The sequence below is a fragment of the Yersinia vastinensis genome, from assembly GCF_044905075.1.
In the GTDB taxonomy this organism is placed as follows: domain Bacteria; phylum Pseudomonadota; class Gammaproteobacteria; order Enterobacterales; family Enterobacteriaceae; genus Yersinia; species Yersinia vastinensis.
Window position 1 is genome coordinate 1,426,101 of record NZ_CP173260.1, and the last position, 18,776, is coordinate 1,444,876.

Consider the following 18,776-nt stretch of genomic DNA (forward strand, 5'->3'; position numbering starts at 1 on the left):
TCCGGTTTAATTAGTAGGTGATACGAACTGAGGAAATGAGGTTCTTAGCGATAGCGGCTACACATTTCTGTGCGCAATCTTCTGGCAATCCGTTTGCAATTAAGTCTGCTACGGCTTGGCGGTTTATGGTGCGACGATGCTCAACGTCTTTCGCACGTTTGTCAGCTTCATCAGCAACACGTTTCTCTTCTGCTAGTCGGGCATCTTCTTTCTGCTTGGCTTCGCGTTGGATGCGGTCAGCTGCTTCCTGAGCTTTCCGTTGCTCGGCTGCGATAGCTTCCTGCTTCTCGCGTTCGACACGTTCAGCCAATTCTTTAGCATCACGCTCAGCTTTAGAGGCGGCATCCTTGGCTGCCTGTTCGGCTCGTTCCTGAGCTAGTCTTGCATCACGCTCACGCTGTTCTGCTGCCGCAACTTCCTGTCGGGCTTTTTCTTCTGCATCACGAGTTGCCTTTTCCGCTGCTTCCTTAGCAATGAATTCTTCATGGGCCTTGCGCAGACGTTCAACTTCTTCAGTTTTCTCTTTAGCGTCACGGTCGAAAGCGTCATTCATCAGCAATGCCATTTCGTGAGACACTTCAATTTCTGCCGCTAACTCTTCAGCTTTCTTCTTGGCTTCAGCTTCCTGCTTTAATCGTTCCTGTTCAGCCTCGTATTCAGTGACTGGTTTTCTGATATCAACTGCAATTTTGTCCATCTCATCACGAAACTTTTTGCGGTTGGCATCTATCAGGGCGGGGCGCGCTTTTAGTTCAGCAACCAACTCTTTGGCGCGAACCTCAAATGCTGCTTTTGATTTGCGCACTTGGTCAGCCATCGTGATGTAAACGCCGCGGCCTTTTGTCGTCTTCAGGTCGCCAACTACCGAACCGGCTGTCTTGCGAACGTTATCAATCAGCTCATCAATGAACTTGTCATTCAGTAATGCAACTTCTAAATCTACTTTTTCGGCTGGCAAAGTGACGAGCGCCAGTTCCTTTTTTTCATCACTCATGCTCATTTCCTTGTGTTTGGCCCACAGCAAAACACCGACAGTTGTCAGTTATTCAGTGTTGGGAGTGGAGAGTTAGTGGGGGAGGTTAAGGTATGATTGCAACTATTTCTTCGTTCGTTAACTCATTTCCTGATTGATTATATCTGACGAGTACAGCGCCTTGTTGACCCCATTCCTTACTTAATTTTTTCATTGATGGTCGATTATTGCCTAAGCACTCCAGAACCACGGCGCTATTACTATCAAATTGCGCTCTAGAATCCAAAACCATGTAGTAGTGCTTCATATCTCACCTATTTAGTTGGAGGGGTTATTTACTGCGAGCTGCTAGCATGGCGTCTGCTAACTTATTTGCGCTATTTGCTATTTCTTCCGCGACACCCTCCTTATCAATATTGACACTGTCATAGCGTGAAATTAAAGCTGCCATTGCTTTAGCCGCGAAGTAATCACGCAATGTCATGCCGGGATAGCAATCCCCGCCAATATCATTAAACGGAAATGCTAGGCCGCCAGTTTCTTTATCTGCCATCGTCTTACCCTCTATCAGTGAATTTAGGGAATAAAAAAGGCCGCTTATGCGAGCTATTGAATTCGTTCCGTACGCCCACCGTGGCGTAACACTTCCCCATATTCGCCAATACTTACGTTGGTTTCCCTGTGCTGGCGTAACGCCTGCTTTACCGCTGTTTCAGCGTTACAACGATAAGCGTCAAATTCAGCCTGAAGTGCTTTAAACTTTTGCTTCCATTCGCGATCAATATCATCATATCGATCTGAATCTGGATGGGAGTAGAAAGCCATTCCGTAACATTCATGACCACCGCTGACGGCCTCAGCAAGGCAAGTGAGTTGCTCTGATGTCAGTGTTAAATCACAGCCGTCAGTGGCTTGTGAAATACACTCCTCCCAATAATCCAAGTCAGTCATTTCTCACCCCTTAACAATGTGAACAGCTTCTTTACGGTTGGTGCGGTACCCAGCGCTAAATCAATGGAATGCTGTGACCGCGTACTTTCTGCCGAGCGTTAATCTGTTGGTCAAAGTTACCGCGCACTTTCAGGTTATCCCGCTGGCGTTTCTCGGCTAATTTCTCAGCCATCGCACAATGAAATTCTGCTGCTTTTTCGATTTGCGCTCTGTATTCAAAGCTGATTGGCTTTATGGCGCTTTCTATGCGGCTGTTAGCCTTGCGGTTCAGTCGAAGAGTAGGGCAATTAACTTCGTGTGCCTCTGGTTCTACGATGCCGTGCTGAGCGTTGTATGCTGCTGTCAGAGCTTTGCGCTTATCGTTGCGGCGCTGTCTGGCGTTGTCATAACCTTGATGAGCCATGGTGTTACCTCCGGTTAATAAGCTTTGGTGATGTGGTGAAGGGATTCGAACCCATATAACGTCAGGCCGGACCGCATGAGATAATCTGGGTTATGAACCTTGATTAGTGCTCACCTCCCTCTGCTGAGGGCGCTCTACCGGGTTGAGCTACACCACATCCCAAAACTCATTAGCTTTGGTACTTCGCACTTTTCAGTGCAGTTATCTTAAAGAACACTTCCTGTCGTACTTTTGGCTTCCTGCCGTTTCGATGGACTTAATTTAAGACTTCTTAAGTTTATGTGCAATAGTTATTTTGAAGAAAACTTAAGTTATTTTCTAAGTTATTAAGAAGTATTGAATTTTAGGCAATAAAAAACCCGCAACTAGGCGGGTTGGGTTGATGGACTTAAGTTTATCGGCGTTTTCTATACTTTCTGTGTTCCATCATTGTACCGATAATCCTAATTTGCGATGTATCCGATCTCAGTGTGGGGTAGTCATCATTTAATGGAACTAATTCAAAGACATCCTTTCCATTTATAATCCCACGCGGTCTGTATTTTTTAAATAGTGCTTCATGGTCGCCGTTCTCAGCAGCCACAAAATCCCCAGGAAGTGGATTAACCTCTGGATCAATTATTACCGAATCTCCCTCTGAAAAGTCAGGTTCCATTGACCGGCCTTTAATAATTAAAGCAAAGGCAGAGGAAGACAGGTCAAGATTTGTTTGCAAAAATTCTAAATCCCCATCTAAAGATCGGATTGTGCACTCAGCAGTCCAAGCACCGGCTTGCACATAACTGAGGACAGGAACCATACGTGAATCTAATTTTGCTGGTTCCACATTGGATGCAGAATTTTCACCATACAAAATGAACTCAGGAGCACATTGAAGCTCACGAGAGAGGCTTAACAGGTTATCTCCATTGGGGGCCGTCTTGTCGTCTTCCCATTGCGACACAGCTGCGCCTTTCACACCAATGCGAACTCCGAGAGTTTCCTGAGTGATCCGCAATTCTTTTCTGCGCTTGCGAATGCGCTGACCAACAGTTTCGTTTTTCATGATTAAGCAATCTTAAATTCAATTGACTTAAGAATCCTTTCGGTGAATAATTTAAGAATTCTTAATAGGTGCAATCAATAAAGGACGTGGACATGCTGAAGAAAGAAGTCATTGCCCACTTCGGGAGCCAAAGAGCAGTAGCTCGAGCGTTAGGAATTAGTGACGCTGCCGTATCCCAGTGGAAGCCTGTAATACCTGAAAAAGACGCATACCGTTTAGCTGAAGTAACAAACGGTGCTCTTAAGTTTGAAGTAACAACCTATCGTCAAGCAGCTTAATAACCACCGCTCATTAACTCCTCTGCGCTGAAAAGCGCCCATCAAAACTAAATCCCCAATCTACCGGGGAGGCATCACTACATCAAACAACATGGAAATCATACGAAATGGATAGCGCACGGACACGCACTAAAGCGGAAGAACTGGAGGTTCAAATCATGAATGGAATAAACCACAGAGGCCAACTGGAGGCAGCGAAGCATGTAGGTGTAGACCGCTGCCAGATAAGCCGCTGGATATCAGGCAAAGACAGCATGTTAAGCAAGTTCTGCCGGTTACTGGAGTTTTCGGAGATAGACCGGTCGGGAAACATTCTGTCTATAGCGGGAAGTGAAGCAAGGGAGATAGCAACGACACTTCGATTGATGCGATTGCTGCTTAATCCTCAAAAGCAAAAAGCCCCTGCGGCAACAGAGGCTTCAGAGCAGCAAATAACTATGCATTTTTAACTGGATCAATACACAGGAGTAATTATGAACGAGAAACCTATTTTGTTCAATGCAGAAATGGTTAACGCCATTCTCTCAGGCCGCAAGACGCAGACGCGACGGATCATGAAGGTTCAGCCCGAAAATACACATTTAGGGCTTCGCCGAATTCTTGAGTCAAAGAATAGCAGCGAAAACGGGAAATACTTTTGGTCTCAGTCTGATGCATGCGGAACGAAACCTCGCTCAAACACTTTCTCATGCCCACTCGGGCAGCCCGGCGATCAGCTTTGGGTGCGTGAGACCTGGAACAAGCATGGTGGCTTACTCACGTATCGCGCTGACCATGACTGGATTGAGGAGATGCGCGAGGTAGCTGTCTGCCCCGCTAAGTGGGTGCCATCAATCCACATGCCGCGCTGGGCGTCACGCATCAATCTGCTAATCACCGGCGTTCGTGTTGAGCGGTTGAATGATATCACTGAGCAGGATGCGCTGGCTGAAGGTGTATCAGCTAATGAGCATTCACCAGCTAGGTATGTATTCGGCTCCCTATGGCAGTCTATTTATGGGGCTGATAATCCGAAAAGTTGGCAGGCTAACCCATGGGTATGGGTAATTGAGTTTGAGCGCATGGAGGCCAAATGAATAACTTAGAAAAATGGATGAATGAACCACCAACAGAAAAATTAATGGAATTTCCCGAAACATTCAAAGCAAATGGTTGGGTGTATATCCTCCAGAATGACTCCATGCCGGGAATATTTAAAGTTGGAATGACGACAACTCACCCTATCCAAAGAGCTAATGAATTATCACGAACAACAGGTGTGCCAACAAAATTTTCAGTTGTTGAAAGCTTTATATCTGTTTCACCTGAAAAGCACGAAAAAGAAATTCACAAAATTCTAGCTCGTCACAGAGTCAATGAAGACCGAGAGTTTTTTAAGTGTCCGATTGAAAAAATCATATCTGCTTGTCACTTAGTTATCCCTGACGGGGCAGCTAAAACAGTTAATGATTTAATAGAAAAATACAACCTGATTAGTTTTGAATCGCTCGGAAGAGTTGATGTTGCAGATCATTTTAGTGATTTTGGAATTAACGCATATGGCGGTAGAAATGAGCTTGTAATTCGCTTGGCAATGTTTGGCGCAGAACTTGTAAGGTACTTAACCAAGGATGGTGGCGCTGTAGTTTTCTTTGATAATCAATTTACCCTGCTTAAGCCGGAGGAAGACCATGAACTCTAATCTTCGGCGAGTGGACTTCATTAACAAGAAAGTAATTAGAGATGATTCAGGAGGTCATGTGGCCACCTTGGATGAAGGCTATTTTAGAGTTGCTTCAAGCATAGGAAAGCTTAAGCCAAAACTTAAACTTGCAGGGAGAGAGCATCAGGTATTCGACGCTGTTATTTATTGCACGTTCGGATGGAATAAGTCTGAGGATAAGGTCACCAACACATACATCGCCGATATGACCGAGTTGGACGATTCAGATGTAGCGGATGCACTTAAGATTTTAGCAGAAAGAAGAATCATCAACCTCAGGAAAGTTGGTGGCTTCAAGATTGTTAGCGTCAACGTCAATTTGGAGCAATGGGCGCTCAATAAACAACCAAAAAACACCACAAAAGCACCACCAAAAAAGTTGGGCGAAACCACCCATAATAATGGGCAAAAAAAGGTTTCAAATTGGGCGAAACCACCCGACACCCTAAACAGTCTTACCAAAGACAATATAAATACTAACCCCCTTAATCCCCCAAAGGGGAAAGTTAAAGGGTTCGATCCTCTCGCTGTAGAAATCCCTGAATGGCTTAACAAGCAATCTTGGATTGAATGGGTTAGCTACCGGTCACAATCGAAGAAACCAATCAAGTCGATGCTCACCGTTACCAAAGCGTTCAACCTCCTGAAAGAATGTTTTGACGAGGGGCACGACCCATCAGCCGTAATCGACGCCAGCATAGCCAACAGCTATCAAGGCCTATTCAAACCGAAGTATCCGATCAGCCAGCAGACTCAAGTCGTAAATAACCAGACCCACTGGAACGACAAAGAGGCATGGGAGAATGAGTTCATATGAGCAACTTAACTCGCATTATCGATAATCGTGATGGTTCTGCGCTGGCCCGCATGGTTGGATCTGCGCCAGAAGCCGTGAAGATGGTGAATCCCGAAGCTGAAAAGATGGTGGATGCACTATTCAAAAACTTGAAGCAGGTATTCCCTGCCGCCGTATCAACCACGTTTCGCAATCCCGCTGATGAAGTGGCTGCCAAACGTCAGTGGATCGCCGCCTTTGCTGAAAACGGTATTCGCAGTCGTGAGCAGTTATCCGCTGGTATGCAACATGCCCGAGCTAGTGAATCACCGTTCTGGCCGTCACCCGGTCAATTCATTGCATGGTGCAAGAAAGGTGCGCTGAAGGTGGCTGGACTGCCCGATGCGGATGAGCTTTATGACATGGTGATGGACTATGCCAAGCGTCGTGACATGTTCAGCAGTGCCGAAGCATTCCCATGGCCCAGCAATCCGGCCTACTGGATGGTCACAAAGCTTTATTCACAACAGCGAGTGCAGGGGTTATCTGAGCAGGACTTACGGAAACGTTGCGGCAAAGAGCTGGCTGACATGTCGAAGCGCATCGAAGCTGGCGAGCCAATCCCCGCGCCAGTGGTGCAAATTCCTAAACTTCACATCCCAGTCAGTAGCGAGAAAGGGCTGGATCACATCGCAGAACTGCGCGCCAAGCTGAATATGCCGAGGAAATCATGATGGACTATAAAAAACTCAGCGAACAAAGCGATGAAATTCAAATCGCAATAATCAATGCGGCACGAGATATAACCGTCGCGAAAATTCAGGCAAAGGGAGCTAATTTTGACCAGTACACGCGGAGTGTTAACTGGTTCAAGAACTCACTGAATGAAATTATGTCGGGCCTCGGAGAGCAAGAGAGGGTGAAATCATGATGGACATAACTAAATCGCGGGAAGAGTTTCACAAATGGCTTGAAGAAGTTCATGGGCTATATGGCGAAGATATTGATTGGCAGCCAGAGAGAAACTGCTATCGAATTTTTGGCATCCATTTGGCGTGGTGTGCATGGCAAGCCAGCCGTGAAAGTATTGAGGTGGAGTTGCCAAAACACTGCGAGCGGTACAATTGGTCTGACGGTGTATTCAATTTTAAGGAGGACACAATCGAGGCGTGCCGCACTGCCGGTATTCAAATCAAGGGAGAGAGTGAATGAGTGAACTAAGAAATTGGCTTGAAAGTGGTGATTACTTACCAAATGAGTTTCGGGACTTTCACGACCAAAAGGATTTGTTCAAAGCAATGCACTGGATTATCGAAAATGCTAACGAAAACGGAAATGCACGTGATGGTCATATCTACGTCGTCGATACCTTTCTTTGGTACATGGCAAGCAGGGGATACACCCTACAACGCTCAAGAAAGAAAATTAATTTCAAAGAAATATCAGATGATGTAATCCGATTTAAATCAGAAAGCATGAGAATTTTTGATGAAACATTAAGAACGGAGAAGGAGCCAAAACCATGAAAGCATTAGATAGTTTCACTGTAGAGAGACTGGGCGAAATCAAAAATGCATTTCTTGATTGCAACAAAGAAACCGCGCCAAGCATTGGAGAGATTTTCACTCTAATTGACATCGCGTTAGCTGCAAAGAGGGCTGAGCCTGTAAGCCTTGAATCCGCAATCGAAAAATTCAAGGAGTACAACATTGGCTTTCCAGTTGAAAAGTTAAAAGCCGACTTCGTTATTTCATGGTGCCTGACCAATCTAACCCCACAGTTGAACTCTCCGGAGATACCTGATTATAAATCTGCACTTCTTGGCTTGCTGATGAGCCGTATATCAAAAGACCATTTAGGCTTTTTCACCCTGGCTGGAATAAATAAAACAAATCTAGCACAAGCCGTTGAAGTTTCTGGGGAAACTATAAATTTTGACAACGTGCCACGTGTAGATATTGGTGAATGTTTAATACCTAAAGGTTGGAGAATAACCCCGGAGATACCGGAAGGTTGGAAACTAACCCCTATTAATCCAACAGCGGAAATGATGGCAGCGGCAATGGAATGCGATGATGTAGTTTTCGACTTAGACGACGATACTATTTTCTGCGTTCAATTCGACAATATTTATGCAGCCATGCTAGCCGCCGCGCCGGAGAAGCCACTATGACTAATGACATCACCATTTGGTTAATAGCTGGATTATCTTTTCTTGGATACCTCTACATCCTATTTAAAACAGGCGAATGGCTGGCTAGCATCATCTGGAAACAATGGGATAAAAGCCGAAAAGAAGAGCGAAAGCAAAAGGCCATTAACGAACTGTATGACGCTTTCAATCTGAGTGATTTAACCGATGGCGACACGATGAAGGTAGCAACCAAAGGTGGACTAACCATCATGATGATTCGGAAGTGACCAATGCAAATCGATATGGTCAAGAATGCCGGTGGCGTTTTTGTTCCAGCGTTCGATCATGACTTACCAAGGTTAACCAAGTTCAAAAACGGCGAGATTTACACCGCCGACATTAAGTTAACTCGCAACCCCGCTTTTCACCGAAAGATGTTTGCCTTCTTCAGCTTCTGCTTTGCTCACTGGGCAGCAGAGAATGCCGGTTATGAATTCACAGATGAATATACCCAGAAAGAGGAATTCAGGAAGGACCTGACTATTCTGGCTGGATTTTTTGACGTCGTGACAACCATCAAAGGCGAGACAAAGGTGAGGGCAAAGAGCTTGGCTTACGCGAACATGGAGCCTGACGAGTTCGAACGCTGTTACAACGCAATGATTAACGCCGCAATAAAACACCTGTTCGGGCGCACGACTAACCAGAACATTATCAACCAACTTTATAGCTACTTCTGAGGTGCTAATGACCGGAATAGCAGTGGCGCTTTACATGTTTGTCGCTGGCATTGTCTGCGAATTTACCAGCAATCAATTACTGCGAATGGGAAAGGCTAATGTGTATATCACATCGCTATTGGCCGGGCTTCTTTGGCCTTTGTTTATCGCATGGGCGCTGATATGGAGGATTGAACGTGAATGAGTCGATATGTCAGTTCAACACAAATCGCACTAGATAATCTCAAATTCAAAGTATCCCACCGAACCAAGCCAACCAAACAAGTCCCCGCCAGCGAAATACCCACATATGACGCTATCTATCCGTTATTAGCTAAACGCTGGCTAAGACTCAGGAGTAGAAAGAATGCTTGAACTACAGCGCTCAGTCTGCGCGTTCTGTTTCAAACCAATGACTGACGGCTCTATTTACGCTCATCAGAAATGTATTGATAAGGCGAATGCAGATAAGAATATAAATGAATCGCAAGAAGATAGTGACCTGAAGCGGTTACATAAGGAAATTCTTGAGTTGCTCAGCTATGACCCTGAAACCGGAATACTTAAGTGGCTTAAGTTTAGGGGCGGGCCGACAGCAAAATCTGGCTCAGTTGCGGGTTACAAAAGAAAGGATGGATATAATCAGGTTAGGGTAAAAATGAAAATGTTTAAAACTCATCGGTTAATTTGGTTTTATGTCCATGGAGAGTGGCCATCTGGTGAGATAGACCACATAAACGGAATAAAAGATGACAACAGATTATGCAATTTAAGAGAGGCGACTAGAGGGCAAAATGTAAGAAATATAGGCAGGAGGAAATCAAATACCACTGGATTTATAGGTGTTACTAAAAATACCCGAGGAGGAAAATGGAGCGCTAGGATCTCCTTCAATGGAAACCTCTACAACATTGGTAGTTTTGAAACACCAGAATTGGCGCATGCGGCCTATTGTGAAAAAGCCAAAGAGCTTCACGGAGAGTTTGCAAACACGGATAACTCCCCAGCATATCTAAATGTTGGAGGAAGCTGATGATAAACAAGCTACCGAATCATCGTAACTGCAAAGTATGCAAAACGAGGTTCAAGCCTGACCGCGTAGAAACGTGGTGGTGCTGTCCAGAGCACAAGGAAGAATACTGCATAATTTTATACAGAAAAGACCGTGAGCTAAGGCAGAAGAAGAAATCAGTAGCAGATAAACAGCTAGCCAAGACACAGAAAGATGAATTGAAAGCCAGGAGGGAGAAGTTAAAGACCAAACCTCAACGAATGGCAGAGGCCCAGGCAGCGTTTAACAAGTATGTGAGGATCAAATATTTAGGCACTCCCTGCATAAGTTGCGGCAGGTATCCAGAACAGAAGTACGGCGGGACGATGGAATGTGGTCACTATCGAAGCCGCGGCGCAGCACCCCACCTCCGTTTTAATCTTCACAACACTGGTTCCCAATGCGTTTATTGCAATCGACACCTAAGCGGCAATGTAGCTGGGTTCAGAATAGGGCTTATCGAGCGTGACGGCTTAGATAAGATTCAGGAAGTAGATTCAAACCACGAAACCCGCAAGTTCGACATTCCATATCTAATCCGCATTAAAACCATCTTCACCAAAAAAGCCAAGATGCTTGAGAAAAGGCGATCCCATTTTCAGGAGGTAGCAGCGTGAACGCATATGTGAAAACCATTCCAGAGTTACTTATCGCCGCTTATGGCAACCAATCAGCTGTGGCAGCCCAGCTAAATACTCAGCGCTCAACGGTAAAAAAGTACGCCAATGACGTGAAGGGCGAACGCCACGCAATTGTTAATGGTCGGCTGATGGTTGGGACAACTGGCAGGAAGAGGATTGAGAAATGAGACTGGAATCAATAACGAAACACTTCTTCGCTAAATCCACAATGATTAGTGACTCTCCACGGGCAACGGCTTCTGATTCACTTACCGGCACCGATATCATGGCAGCGTTAGGGTTGGCAGACCTTAAAAGCGGCTTCGGGCTGGAATTGTTTTTGGCAAAACAGGGGATCAGTAATCCGCATCGCGCCGTGGAAAGTCTCACTCAATATGCGCTGAAAGAATCCGTTAAGTACAAAGCAATCTCTAAGCTCGATGAGGATATTAAACAAAGCGTCGTGCAAACACTCGCAAGATATGCGTTTGCTGATTATGCGCGGAGTGCTGCCAGTGTTCGCGAGTGTGAATGCTGTAAGGGGGAAGGGTTCACTGAGTCAGAGGTATTCACAACTAAAACGTCAATGCCACTATTCAACAGGGAGATCGTTAAAGGTTCCATTAGTTTTGGAATTGAGGGATTCCGGCCTTCCGAGTATGAAGTTCATAGGGATCTGCGTGAAAAACTAAAATTGCTATGTAAGCCGTGCGGCGGGAAAGGCGTGGTTTCAAATTCATGCCGGTGTAATGGGAAAGGCACTGTGGTGGACAAAGAGAAATCAGAACAACAGGGGATTCCGGTTTATAAAACCTGTGGGAAATGTTCAGGTCGTGGATATTCGCGGCTTAAGTTTTCTGACGTCTACGAGGCTATTAGAGAACACCTTCCTGAACTGGCATCCAGCACATGCTACGAGAGTTTTAAGCCGCTCTATGAGCTGCTGGTAACGAAATGCCTAATGGAAGAGGGCGTGGCTGATTCAATGCTTGCAAAAGTAACCCGATAGAACACGATGGGAGCATGATTGCCACGGATGGCGACATTATAAAAACAAAGTCTTGCATTTACCGGAAAAATGGACTAGATTCATCTCTAACGGTGGTAATTGCATCCGTTGAGTCGGTAAACAAGACTTTGCGGCGGCACTTGTTAACCATAGATACCGCCGAGTTGGTCACTTCGACTTAGGTCTGGAACTCCAACCGTTCTGGCTGAGAGGTCGGTAAAATTAGAAGCCTCGGTTAATCGCCGGGGCTTTTTGCATTCTACATTCGCATGGGTACTGGATTGGTTAATCCAATCGTTGTGAAACAGTATCCAGCCGAATGTGGAACTCTGAAAAGTTACAGGACGAAACGTGCGAGGCTAATACCCTCAGTTCCACATACCAACCTTTAAGGCTCACTTCGGTGGGCCTTTTTTATTTCCGGAGCCAGAACAATGAAAACTTATATCGCTGGCCCCATGACTGGCTTGCCTGATTTCAATCGGGCGGCATTCAATGCGGCAGCCAAAGAGATATCGGCATCTGGTCACGTCCCGCTGAATCCAGCAATTCTCCCTGACGGATTATCTCAACCTGACTACATGTGCATTTGCATGGCAATGCTGCAACGCGCCGATGCCATTTACATGCTGGGCGGGTGGCAATCAAGTGCAGGTGCTCGGGCTGAGTATGCTTTAGCTGAGAAGCTCGGTATGGAGATTATATTTCAGAACAACACGTTGAAATTTAGAATATTTTTCGGGACATGAGCATTGCTAGAATATTTGTACGAAAAGCCCCATTAAAATAATTTAGCCCGCCGCCAGCGCCAATCACCCTCAAACAAACTCCGTGTCTGAATGGATCACGGCGGCAGGGCTATTCCCTACACAACAGCATACGAACCCGACCAATCGCCGGGATTAATTTCCCCAATGGGGAGGCAGGATATGAAAATGCACAACTCCCCGGATGTATGGACGCTGATAGCTGCGTGGGCTGGAGAACATAAAGGCGAATTACTAAGCGCGTTGATTGCCGCAATTATGGCGATCCTACGTGGCTGGTATGCAGGCGGCGGACGAACTCAACGAATGCTTGATGCTGCTATGTGCTCAATTATCGCTTGGTTCTTGAAAGATATATTAGTGCTACTTAGCATCGACCAAGGCTGGGCAATGGTGTCGAGTGTATTTATCGGCTACCTCGGCACTGACTATATCGGATCGGTTCTTAAGCGCATCGTTGGCAACAAGACAGGGGCTGGCAATGCAAATCAGTGAGAACGGAATTAATAAGCTGAAAGTCGAAGAAGGCGAACGACTGACCGGCTATAAAGACTCTCGCGGCATCCCGACTGTTGGAGTTGGACACACTGGTGTGGTTGATGGTAAGCCGGTTGCTGTTGGCATGGTCATCACCAAGGATAAATCATCCGAGTTGTTACGCTCCGATTTAGCCTGGGTTGAGAAATCTATCGCAACAAACGTGAAAGTTCCCCTTACTCAGAACCAATACGATGCGCTGTGCAGCCTGATATTCAATATCGGGCCAACGGCATTTGCTAATTCTACTGTATTAAAGCGTCTTAACTCAGGCGACTACAAAGGTGCTGCTGACGCATTCCTGATGTGGAAGAAAGCCGGTAATGACCCAGAGATATTACTACCGCGCCGCCAGCGAGAAAGGGCGCTTTTTCTATCATGAGCCGGATAACCGCAATACTCGCTGCTGCACTGATAGCCATCTTCACTGGATTAGCCTGGTTAGCCTTTCACTACCACTCTCAATCAGTAGGGAAAGATAAAACCATCACCACGGTAACCGGTGAAAGGGATGAAGCTAAATTCACGCTAGGAAACTACACCACGTCAATTCGTATATTCAACGATATCGCCAAGGCCAACGAGAATGACAAACAGAAAATTGCTCAAGAGGGTGAGGCTCGCATTGTTTACATTCGAGAAGCGATTAAAGGCGACGATTGTACTAATAAGCTTGTTCCTGCTGCCGCTGCTGACCTCTTGCGCCGGCACGCCAGTAAAATACGTTCAGTTGCCACAGGTGCCGATACCAGCAAGCTTACTTTCTGACTGTCTGCCACCAGAAATCCCTGAAGCATTAACTTGGGGAAATAGCCTGTTACTGAATGACACGCTACTAACAGTGATAGAGAAGTGCAACGCAGACAAGGCGAGCATTCGAAAGATAGAGGAATCACGCAAACAGTAAAAGGAAATAATCATGGCCGGAATGACGCTAACAGAAGAACAAAAGGCGCTTTTCGATGCCCTGACACCACTACAGAAAAAGTTTGTCACATGTCTGCTAAATGGTGACCGACAGGCTGAGGCTTATCGCAATGCTGGCGGTAAAGCAAAGGGTGAGGGTATCCACTCCAAGGCCGCCACTATGGTAAGAAATGGTAAGGTTCAAGCCTTCCTCCAGTCAGTTCAGTACGAAGCGATTAACGAAGCCATCATGACCTTTGAGGAGGCAATGGAGCGGCTATCAGTGATGGGGCGTACGTCGATTGCTGATCTGGCTACATTTGGCACTCACGTTGTTGGTAAAGATGATGACGGCAACTCAATCATCCAGGCGGTCTGGTCGTTTAAAGATGCCAGCGAATTGAAGCCTGAGCAGATGGCGGCAATTTCTGAACTGACGGCAGGCAAAGACGGGCTGAAAATCAAGCTGCATGATCCGAAAGCTGCTATTAAGCAATTAGCCGAAATGCGCGGGTGGGAAGCACCGAAGAAAACCGAGTTAACCGGCCCGAATGGTGGAGCAATTCAAACTGTAAGTATGACACCAGATGAAGCCGCCGAAGCTTATCGAAAGCTTATGGGGTAAACTGATAACGTGGTGAATGCGCAGGCTGATGCGCGCGAAAGAGAGAAATCTCTGGACATATGGCAAGACAATTCGATAACTCGATGCGGCCCCCGTTGATATGTCAATGCCGGAGATCAGCGCCGGTCACCACCCCTCAAAACATTCAGAAATAGCCCATTAGATTGATAAATCCTCTATGCAAAATATGGGATGTTTTATGCATGATTTATGCACTCAATTATCTAACACTCTGACACGTTAACCCTGATAAATAAGCCTCTCACGCGGCTTGTTCGGTGAGTGCTGTGCGCTCGGTACGGGTAACGGTCATTATGTTAAAAAGTCCCGAAATTCACGCATTTATCGAGTAAAAAAATCACATGCCAATCCCATTCCCTTTTGACTTCAAGAACCCGGATTACATGCAGGTTTTTGAATGGCGAATGGAAAGATTGCAGCGCATTCGCCAACAGCCTGAATTACTGCCGGTCATGAAGGCGTTTTATAAAGACAACCCCGCTCAGTTCATTATTGATTGGGGTATGACGGTTGACCCACGCAACGTTGAACGGGGATTGCCTGCCCGTATCCCGTTCCTTTTGTTTCCGAAACAGGAAGAGTGGATTGAGTGGTTTGTTGATCGCTGGCGTAGTGCTGAGCCGGGCATCACAGAGAAAACCCGTGATATGGGTATGTCGTGGCTAACTGTTGGTATGGCTTCGTCGCTTTGCCTGTTTAACCGTGGCGTGTTCGCCGGGTTCGGTTCTCGCAAAGAGGAATATGTCGATAAGATCGGTTCGCCTAAATCGCTATTCGATAAGGCCCGTAATTTCATTTCTCTGCTGCCCACTGAGTTTCGTGGTGGCTGGAGCCTAAAACAGCATGCCCCGCATATGCGCATTCTGTTTCCTGAAACTGAATCAGCCATGACCGGCGAGGCGGGGGACGGAATAGGGCGCGGTGACCGTACCAGCTTTTATATAGTCGATGAGTCAGCGTTCTTGGAGCGGCCTTATCTGGTCGATGCGTCTCTGTCTGCGACTACCAACTGTCGGCAGGACGTATCAACGCCAAACGGCATGGCTAACTCATTCGCTGAGCGGCGGCACAGCGGCAAGATTAAGGTATTCACCTTTCACTGGCGAGACGACCCGCGCAAGGATGATGCCTGGTATGCAAAACAGGTTGAGAACCTCGACCCCGTTACCGTGGCACAAGAAATTGATATCAACTACAGCGCCTCTGTTGAGGGGGTATTGATTCCGTCCGCATGGGTACAGGCTGCAATAAACGCACATGAGGTATTGGGTATTGTGCCAACTGGCCAGCGCCTGGGTGCTCTCGATATCGCTGACGAGGGCAAGGACACCAATTCCTTTGCAGGTCGTCACGGCTTCTTACTTGAAAGCATCGAAGAGTGGTCCGGTAAAGGCGATGATATTTTCGGTACCGTACAGAAAGCCTTTGATATTTGCGATGCACAAAACCTCGAAACTTTCCGCTTTGATACCGATGGATTGGGGGCCGGTGCGCGAGGTGATGCTCGGGTTATCAACGAACAACGCGAAGAGCAACGCAGGCGGCACATCGTTGCCACGCCATTCCGTGGTAGCGGTGGTGTTACCGACCCCGATGATGAGGCGGTTCCTGGTGATAACGGACAGCAAGGGCGACTTAATAAAGATTTCTTTGCTAACGCTAAAGCACAGGGATGGTGGAGCCTGCGCACCCGGTTCCAGAAAACGTATCGAGCAGTTAAAGAGAATATGGAGTTCGATCCCGATGAAATTATTTCCATCCCGAAAGACCTCAAAAACCTAACCAAATTAGCTTCTGAATTATCGCAACCCACCTACTCAGTCAATGGCGTAGGGAAAATTGTGGTGGATAAAAAACCTGACGGCACTAAGTCACCTAACCTAGCGGATTCAGCAATGATTTTATATGCACCAATGGATAACGCGCTGGATATCTGGCTACGGCTCGGGGGGGCGTAATGTCGAGAAAACGTAGAGTAGGCAAGGCATCATCACCTCAGAGAACAACCGATAGCTATCAAAACCTCACTGCTCGATATGGACTTCGCACCGAGAATCAAAGCGCTGATTTTAACTACCAACCCAACTGGACATCCCGCAACCGTCAGCTGATAGAAAATGCTTACCGGTCGTCGTGGCTGGTAGGCGCGGCGGTTGACACCATCGCAGATGATATGACCCGCAAGGGGATTAACATCACCTCTAAAATGGCTCCGGATGCCAAGATGCGGATTGAGGGGCGCTGGGAAGAATTATCTTTATGGGATGCTCTCAATGACACCATCAAGTGGTCACGGCTATACGGTGGCTCTATTGGTTTCATCATGATTGACGGGCAAGCACCTGAAACACCTTTACGGATAGAGACCATCGGCAAGGATGCATTTAAAGGGTTGCTGGTACTCGATCGCTGGATGGTTAACCCGACAATCAGCGAGAGAGTGACGGATATGGGGCCAGACCTCGGCATGCCAAAATATTACCAGGTCGTTACGACTGGCAGCGGCATTCCTAGCATGAAAATTCACCACAGTAGAGTTATTCGCCTTGATGGCGTTGGCCTGCCGTATCAGCAGAAACGAACAGAAAACGAATGGGGTATGTCGGTTATCGAACGGTTGTTCGACCGGTTACTCGCTTTCGATAGTACCTCTACGGGGGCAGCACAGTTGATTTTTAAGGCGCACTTACGCACCTACAAAATCAATAAGTTTCGTGAGCTGGTAGCGATGGGGGGTAAAGCATTTGATGGGCTAATGAAAAGCATGGACATGATCCGGCAATTTCAAAGCACTGAGGGGCTTACCCTTATGGATGCGACGGATACGTTTGAAACACACAGTTATGCATTCGGTGGCCTGTCTGACGTAATGGCACAGTTCGCCCAACAGATAGCTGGTGCCATTGGTATCCCGTTGGTGCGCTTGTTTGGTCAGTCCCCGGCTGGGTTCTCAACCGGTGACGCTGACCTGGCTAACTACTACGACAATATCGGTACTCAACAAGAGCGCCGTTTGCGTCGTCCACTGCGCCGATTATTCGAAGTGATCCACTACTCCGAGTTTAGTTCACCATTGCCTGACGGCTTCTCTTTTGACTTCAATCCTCTGTGGCAAATGTCGGAACCTGACCGGGCAACGGTGGCAGAGCAAACGGTCAATACCATTAATGCTGCGATGGATTCAGGCTTGCTGACGTTACAGGGTGGCATGACTGAACTAAGAGACAAAGCAGGCATTATCGGTATCGGCTCTAGTATCAGCGATGAGGATATAGAGAGTGCGAAAGACATCGACCCGCCGAGGTTCGGCGAAAGCGCAGATCTCAACGCGCCTGAAGTCACGACGCGCAGAAGTCCAATATCAAACTCAACTACGCAAGATAGCGCGAATGGTCGGCGACATCGTAAATGGTACTTACGATGGTTCCAATGACTCAGTAACGCTCATCCAGCGGAACCTATCAAGCTATGCGGAAATTATTACCCCATGGGCTGAAGGTGTCGCCAGTAGTATGTTTGATGCCGTGAACCGAAAAGAATCGGAAATGTGGCGTCAGGCATCGAGAGACATTTCATTAGAGTTACGTGATGTCATGGCAAACAGTGCTGTTGGTCAGGTGGCCCGTAGTATTGTTGAGGAAAATATCAAGTTAATGAAGTCTCTTCCGTTGGAAGCTGCGGACAGAGTGAGTGATATTCATGACCGTGCCATTGAAGCCATGATTAATGGTGAGAGAAGCAAAGATTTTGCAGCAGAGATATTCAAATCGGGTGACGTCGCCGAGTCACGCGCAAAGCTTATTGCACGAACCGAAATAGGAAGGGCCTCTACAGCGCTGACACAAGCCAGATCACTCTCTGCAGGTTCCGAGGGCTATATTTGGCGAACCGCAGAAGATGGTGACGTTAGGCACTCACATGCAAAGATGGAAGGTAAGTTTGTCGCGTGGACTAACCCACCAACGTTAGACGGTATGACCGGGCATGCAGGCGCATTGCCTAATTGCCGGTGCTACTGCGAGGTTGTGATCCCAGAAGGGTAAAACCGATTAAATACAGGATTAGCCCCCAAATTCGACTGAACCTCAATACCTGAAAATTGTTATAAAAATGTTATTGCTCTAAAGGGTGAGTTTTAGAGGAGTTAATGCCGACTTTTACTCATCTCGGCATGATATTTAAGTGAGAGCCATTTGCTCGGTGCGCTTAAGGGTCTTTATGTTAAAAAGTCGCTAAATCAGCACAATTATCTATTATCTG

The 18,776-nt window shown here is 46.8% G+C and carries 29 protein-coding genes and 1 tRNA gene; 24 read left to right on the forward strand and 6 right to left on the reverse strand.

Annotated elements, in window-relative coordinates; all coding sequences use genetic code 11:
• Positions 1-10 precede the first annotated feature (10 nt).
• The 6 genes from ACIOG0_RS06560 to ACIOG0_RS06585 form a co-directional block, all read right to left on the reverse strand.
• Positions 11-994, reverse strand: a complete 984-nt coding sequence (locus tag ACIOG0_RS06560) for a cell envelope biogenesis protein TolA (RefSeq protein ID WP_404704947.1) — start codon at positions 992-994, stop codon at positions 11-13.
• 310 nt (positions 995-1,304) lie between these two features.
• Positions 1,305-1,526, reverse strand: a complete 222-nt coding sequence (locus tag ACIOG0_RS06565; RefSeq protein ID WP_404704948.1) for a hypothetical protein — start codon at positions 1,524-1,526, stop codon at positions 1,305-1,307.
• Positions 1,527-1,579: 53 nt separating this feature from the next.
• Complete coding sequence (locus tag ACIOG0_RS06570; protein ID WP_404704949.1) at positions 1,580-1,924, reverse strand: hypothetical protein; 345 nt, start codon at positions 1,922-1,924, stop codon at positions 1,580-1,582.
• Positions 1,925-1,979: 55 nt separating this feature from the next.
• The gene (locus ACIOG0_RS06575) at positions 1,980-2,327 is read right to left on the reverse strand and encodes a hypothetical protein (protein WP_404704950.1); all 348 of its coding nucleotides are present in this window, start codon (positions 2,325-2,327) and stop codon (positions 1,980-1,982) included.
• Between the two features lie 30 nt (positions 2,328-2,357).
• A tRNA-OTHER gene (locus ACIOG0_RS06580) sits at positions 2,358-2,484 on the reverse strand.
• A 237-nt stretch (positions 2,485-2,721) separates the two neighbouring features.
• Entirely contained in the window at positions 2,722-3,372 is a 651-nt protein-coding gene (locus ACIOG0_RS06585; RefSeq protein ID WP_404704951.1) for a LexA family protein, read from the reverse strand.
• 92 nt (positions 3,373-3,464) lie between these two features.
• Here ACIOG0_RS06585 and ACIOG0_RS06590 point away from each other — a divergent pair, with 92 nt between their 5' ends.
• The 24 genes from ACIOG0_RS06590 to ACIOG0_RS06705 all read left to right on the forward strand — a co-directional run bounded on the left by ACIOG0_RS06590 (position 3,465) and on the right by ACIOG0_RS06705 (position 18,559).
• A complete protein-coding gene (locus ACIOG0_RS06590) occupies positions 3,465-3,650 on the forward strand; it encodes a Cro/CI family transcriptional regulator (RefSeq protein ID WP_145534901.1) in 186 nt (61 codons plus the stop codon).
• Positions 3,651-3,757: 107 nt separating this feature from the next.
• Positions 3,758-4,099 (forward strand): CII family transcriptional regulator, encoded by a 342-nt coding sequence (locus ACIOG0_RS06595; protein WP_404704952.1) that lies wholly within the window; start codon positions 3,758-3,760, stop codon positions 4,097-4,099.
• A 24-nt stretch (positions 4,100-4,123) separates the two neighbouring features.
• Positions 4,124-4,726, forward strand: coding sequence for a hypothetical protein (locus ACIOG0_RS06600; protein WP_404704953.1), 603 nt, complete (start codon positions 4,124-4,126; stop codon positions 4,724-4,726).
• Entirely contained in the window at positions 4,723-5,331 is a 609-nt protein-coding gene (locus tag ACIOG0_RS06605; protein WP_050319630.1) for a GIY-YIG nuclease family protein, read from the forward strand. The genes ACIOG0_RS06600 and ACIOG0_RS06605 overlap by 4 nt, the downstream gene beginning before the upstream one ends.
• Positions 5,321-6,169 carry a replication protein gene (locus ACIOG0_RS06610; RefSeq protein ID WP_050319629.1) on the forward strand — a complete coding sequence of 283 codons (849 nt, stop codon included), beginning with the start codon at positions 5,321-5,323 and terminating at the stop codon, positions 6,167-6,169. Before ACIOG0_RS06605 ends, ACIOG0_RS06610 begins: the two co-directional genes overlap by 11 nt.
• Positions 6,166-6,861 (forward strand): replication protein P, encoded by a 696-nt coding sequence (locus ACIOG0_RS06615; protein WP_404704954.1) that lies wholly within the window; start codon positions 6,166-6,168, stop codon positions 6,859-6,861. Before ACIOG0_RS06610 ends, ACIOG0_RS06615 begins: the two co-directional genes overlap by 4 nt.
• The gene (locus ACIOG0_RS06620; protein WP_404704955.1) at positions 6,861-7,058 is read left to right on the forward strand and encodes a hypothetical protein; all 198 of its coding nucleotides are present in this window, start codon (positions 6,861-6,863) and stop codon (positions 7,056-7,058) included. Before ACIOG0_RS06615 ends, ACIOG0_RS06620 begins: the two co-directional genes overlap by 1 nt.
• Positions 7,055-7,339, forward strand: a complete 285-nt coding sequence (locus ACIOG0_RS06625; RefSeq protein WP_404704956.1) for a hypothetical protein — start codon at positions 7,055-7,057, stop codon at positions 7,337-7,339. The genes ACIOG0_RS06620 and ACIOG0_RS06625 overlap by 4 nt, the downstream gene beginning before the upstream one ends.
• Positions 7,336-7,653, forward strand: coding sequence for a hypothetical protein (locus ACIOG0_RS06630; RefSeq protein ID WP_050101202.1), 318 nt, complete (start codon positions 7,336-7,338; stop codon positions 7,651-7,653). Before ACIOG0_RS06625 ends, ACIOG0_RS06630 begins: the two co-directional genes overlap by 4 nt.
• The gene (locus ACIOG0_RS06635; protein ID WP_404704957.1) at positions 7,650-8,300 is read left to right on the forward strand and encodes a hypothetical protein; all 651 of its coding nucleotides are present in this window, start codon (positions 7,650-7,652) and stop codon (positions 8,298-8,300) included. The genes ACIOG0_RS06630 and ACIOG0_RS06635 overlap by 4 nt, the downstream gene beginning before the upstream one ends.
• Positions 8,297-8,548: a DUF4752 family protein gene (locus ACIOG0_RS06640; protein WP_050139955.1), complete on the forward strand. Its 252-nt coding sequence runs from the start codon at positions 8,297-8,299 to the stop codon at positions 8,546-8,548. Before ACIOG0_RS06635 ends, ACIOG0_RS06640 begins: the two co-directional genes overlap by 4 nt.
• 3 nt (positions 8,549-8,551) lie before the next feature.
• Positions 8,552-9,001: a DUF1367 family protein gene (locus tag ACIOG0_RS06645; protein WP_404704958.1), complete on the forward strand. Its 450-nt coding sequence runs from the start codon at positions 8,552-8,554 to the stop codon at positions 8,999-9,001.
• 346 nt (positions 9,002-9,347) lie between these two features.
• Positions 9,348-10,013 carry an HNH endonuclease gene (locus ACIOG0_RS06650; RefSeq protein WP_050296447.1) on the forward strand — a complete coding sequence of 222 codons (666 nt, stop codon included), beginning with the start codon at positions 9,348-9,350 and terminating at the stop codon, positions 10,011-10,013.
• Positions 10,013-10,648, forward strand: coding sequence for a recombination protein NinG (locus tag ACIOG0_RS06655; protein WP_050296448.1), 636 nt, complete (start codon positions 10,013-10,015; stop codon positions 10,646-10,648). The genes ACIOG0_RS06650 and ACIOG0_RS06655 overlap by 1 nt, the downstream gene beginning before the upstream one ends.
• A complete protein-coding gene (locus ACIOG0_RS06660) occupies positions 10,645-10,839 on the forward strand; it encodes a protein ninH (protein WP_050088899.1) in 195 nt (64 codons plus the stop codon). The genes ACIOG0_RS06655 and ACIOG0_RS06660 overlap by 4 nt, the downstream gene beginning before the upstream one ends.
• Complete coding sequence (locus tag ACIOG0_RS06665; protein WP_050928795.1) at positions 10,836-11,660, forward strand: antitermination protein; 825 nt, start codon at positions 10,836-10,838, stop codon at positions 11,658-11,660. The genes ACIOG0_RS06660 and ACIOG0_RS06665 overlap by 4 nt, the downstream gene beginning before the upstream one ends.
• A gap of 434 nt (positions 11,661-12,094) precedes the next feature.
• The gene (locus ACIOG0_RS06670; protein WP_087770216.1) at positions 12,095-12,409 is read left to right on the forward strand and encodes a DUF4406 domain-containing protein; all 315 of its coding nucleotides are present in this window, start codon (positions 12,095-12,097) and stop codon (positions 12,407-12,409) included.
• Positions 12,410-12,595: 186 nt separating this feature from the next.
• The gene (locus ACIOG0_RS06675; RefSeq protein WP_404704959.1) at positions 12,596-12,922 is read left to right on the forward strand and encodes a phage holin, lambda family; all 327 of its coding nucleotides are present in this window, start codon (positions 12,596-12,598) and stop codon (positions 12,920-12,922) included.
• Positions 12,909-13,346: a lysozyme gene (locus tag ACIOG0_RS06680; protein WP_404704960.1), complete on the forward strand. Its 438-nt coding sequence runs from the start codon at positions 12,909-12,911 to the stop codon at positions 13,344-13,346. The genes ACIOG0_RS06675 and ACIOG0_RS06680 overlap by 14 nt, the downstream gene beginning before the upstream one ends.
• Positions 13,343-13,732 carry an exotoxin gene (locus tag ACIOG0_RS06685; protein WP_404704961.1) on the forward strand — a complete coding sequence of 130 codons (390 nt, stop codon included), beginning with the start codon at positions 13,343-13,345 and terminating at the stop codon, positions 13,730-13,732. Before ACIOG0_RS06680 ends, ACIOG0_RS06685 begins: the two co-directional genes overlap by 4 nt.
• A 151-nt stretch (positions 13,733-13,883) precedes the next feature.
• Positions 13,884-14,495, forward strand: a complete 612-nt coding sequence (locus tag ACIOG0_RS06690; RefSeq protein WP_404704962.1) for a terminase small subunit — start codon at positions 13,884-13,886, stop codon at positions 14,493-14,495.
• A 362-nt stretch (positions 14,496-14,857) separates the two neighbouring features.
• Positions 14,858-16,474 carry a TerL protein gene (locus ACIOG0_RS06695; RefSeq protein ID WP_404704963.1) on the forward strand — a complete coding sequence of 539 codons (1,617 nt, stop codon included), beginning with the start codon at positions 14,858-14,860 and terminating at the stop codon, positions 16,472-16,474.
• Positions 16,474-17,949, forward strand: coding sequence for a DUF1073 domain-containing protein (locus ACIOG0_RS06700; RefSeq protein WP_404704964.1), 1,476 nt, complete (start codon positions 16,474-16,476; stop codon positions 17,947-17,949). The genes ACIOG0_RS06695 and ACIOG0_RS06700 overlap by 1 nt, the downstream gene beginning before the upstream one ends.
• On the forward strand, positions 17,906-18,559 hold the full coding sequence (locus ACIOG0_RS06705; RefSeq protein WP_404704965.1) for a phage minor head protein: 654 nt from the start codon (positions 17,906-17,908) through the stop codon (positions 18,557-18,559). Before ACIOG0_RS06700 ends, ACIOG0_RS06705 begins: the two co-directional genes overlap by 44 nt.
• Positions 18,560-18,776 lie beyond the last annotated feature (217 nt).

What these genes read in the sequence shown, in the direction of transcription:
- ACIOG0_RS06590 (WP_145534901.1), top strand. Translation starts at nt 3,465, where the DNA reads ATGCTGAAGAAAGAAGTCATTGCCCACTTCGGGAGCCAAAGAGCAGTA.
- ACIOG0_RS06635 (WP_404704957.1), top strand. Translation starts at nt 7,650, where the DNA reads ATGAAAGCATTAGATAGTTTCACTGTAGAGAGACTGGGCGAAATCAAA.
- ACIOG0_RS06705 (WP_404704965.1), top strand. Translation starts at nt 17,906, where the DNA reads ATGGTCGGCGACATCGTAAATGGTACTTACGATGGTTCCAATGACTCA.
- ACIOG0_RS06680 (WP_404704960.1), top strand. Translation starts at nt 12,909, where the DNA reads ATGCAAATCAGTGAGAACGGAATTAATAAGCTGAAAGTCGAAGAAGGC.
- ACIOG0_RS06630 (WP_050101202.1), top strand. Translation starts at nt 7,336, where the DNA reads ATGAGTGAACTAAGAAATTGGCTTGAAAGTGGTGATTACTTACCAAAT.
- ACIOG0_RS06605 (WP_050319630.1), top strand. Translation starts at nt 4,723, where the DNA reads ATGAATAACTTAGAAAAATGGATGAATGAACCACCAACAGAAAAATTA.
- ACIOG0_RS06615 (WP_404704954.1), top strand. Translation starts at nt 6,166, where the DNA reads ATGAGCAACTTAACTCGCATTATCGATAATCGTGATGGTTCTGCGCTG.
- ACIOG0_RS06565 (WP_404704948.1), bottom strand. Translation starts at nt 1,526, where the DNA reads ATGGCAGATAAAGAAACTGGCGGCCTAGCATTTCCGTTTAATGATATT.
- ACIOG0_RS06575 (WP_404704950.1), bottom strand. Translation starts at nt 2,327, where the DNA reads ATGGCTCATCAAGGTTATGACAACGCCAGACAGCGCCGCAACGATAAG.
- ACIOG0_RS06570 (WP_404704949.1), bottom strand. Translation starts at nt 1,924, where the DNA reads ATGACTGACTTGGATTATTGGGAGGAGTGTATTTCACAAGCCACTGAC.
- ACIOG0_RS06645 (WP_404704958.1), top strand. Translation starts at nt 8,552, where the DNA reads ATGCAAATCGATATGGTCAAGAATGCCGGTGGCGTTTTTGTTCCAGCG.
- ACIOG0_RS06665 (WP_050928795.1), top strand. Translation starts at nt 10,836, where the DNA reads ATGAGACTGGAATCAATAACGAAACACTTCTTCGCTAAATCCACAATG.
- ACIOG0_RS06685 (WP_404704961.1), top strand. Translation starts at nt 13,343, where the DNA reads ATGAGCCGGATAACCGCAATACTCGCTGCTGCACTGATAGCCATCTTC.
- ACIOG0_RS06625 (WP_404704956.1), top strand. Translation starts at nt 7,055, where the DNA reads ATGATGGACATAACTAAATCGCGGGAAGAGTTTCACAAATGGCTTGAA.
- ACIOG0_RS06585 (WP_404704951.1), bottom strand. Translation starts at nt 3,372, where the DNA reads ATGAAAAACGAAACTGTTGGTCAGCGCATTCGCAAGCGCAGAAAAGAA.
- ACIOG0_RS06690 (WP_404704962.1), top strand. Translation starts at nt 13,884, where the DNA reads ATGGCCGGAATGACGCTAACAGAAGAACAAAAGGCGCTTTTCGATGCC.
- ACIOG0_RS06700 (WP_404704964.1), top strand. Translation starts at nt 16,474, where the DNA reads ATGTCGAGAAAACGTAGAGTAGGCAAGGCATCATCACCTCAGAGAACA.
- ACIOG0_RS06560 (WP_404704947.1), bottom strand. Translation starts at nt 994, where the DNA reads ATGAGTGATGAAAAAAAGGAACTGGCGCTCGTCACTTTGCCAGCCGAA.
- ACIOG0_RS06675 (WP_404704959.1), top strand. Translation starts at nt 12,596, where the DNA reads ATGCACAACTCCCCGGATGTATGGACGCTGATAGCTGCGTGGGCTGGA.
- ACIOG0_RS06695 (WP_404704963.1), top strand. Translation starts at nt 14,858, where the DNA reads ATGCCAATCCCATTCCCTTTTGACTTCAAGAACCCGGATTACATGCAG.
- ACIOG0_RS06600 (WP_404704953.1), top strand. Translation starts at nt 4,124, where the DNA reads ATGAACGAGAAACCTATTTTGTTCAATGCAGAAATGGTTAACGCCATT.
- ACIOG0_RS06610 (WP_050319629.1), top strand. Translation starts at nt 5,321, where the DNA reads ATGAACTCTAATCTTCGGCGAGTGGACTTCATTAACAAGAAAGTAATT.
- ACIOG0_RS06670 (WP_087770216.1), top strand. Translation starts at nt 12,095, where the DNA reads ATGAAAACTTATATCGCTGGCCCCATGACTGGCTTGCCTGATTTCAAT.
- ACIOG0_RS06640 (WP_050139955.1), top strand. Translation starts at nt 8,297, where the DNA reads ATGACTAATGACATCACCATTTGGTTAATAGCTGGATTATCTTTTCTT.
- ACIOG0_RS06650 (WP_050296447.1), top strand. Translation starts at nt 9,348, where the DNA reads ATGCTTGAACTACAGCGCTCAGTCTGCGCGTTCTGTTTCAAACCAATG.
- ACIOG0_RS06655 (WP_050296448.1), top strand. Translation starts at nt 10,013, where the DNA reads ATGATAAACAAGCTACCGAATCATCGTAACTGCAAAGTATGCAAAACG.
- ACIOG0_RS06595 (WP_404704952.1), top strand. Translation starts at nt 3,758, where the DNA reads ATGGATAGCGCACGGACACGCACTAAAGCGGAAGAACTGGAGGTTCAA.
- ACIOG0_RS06620 (WP_404704955.1), top strand. Translation starts at nt 6,861, where the DNA reads ATGGACTATAAAAAACTCAGCGAACAAAGCGATGAAATTCAAATCGCA.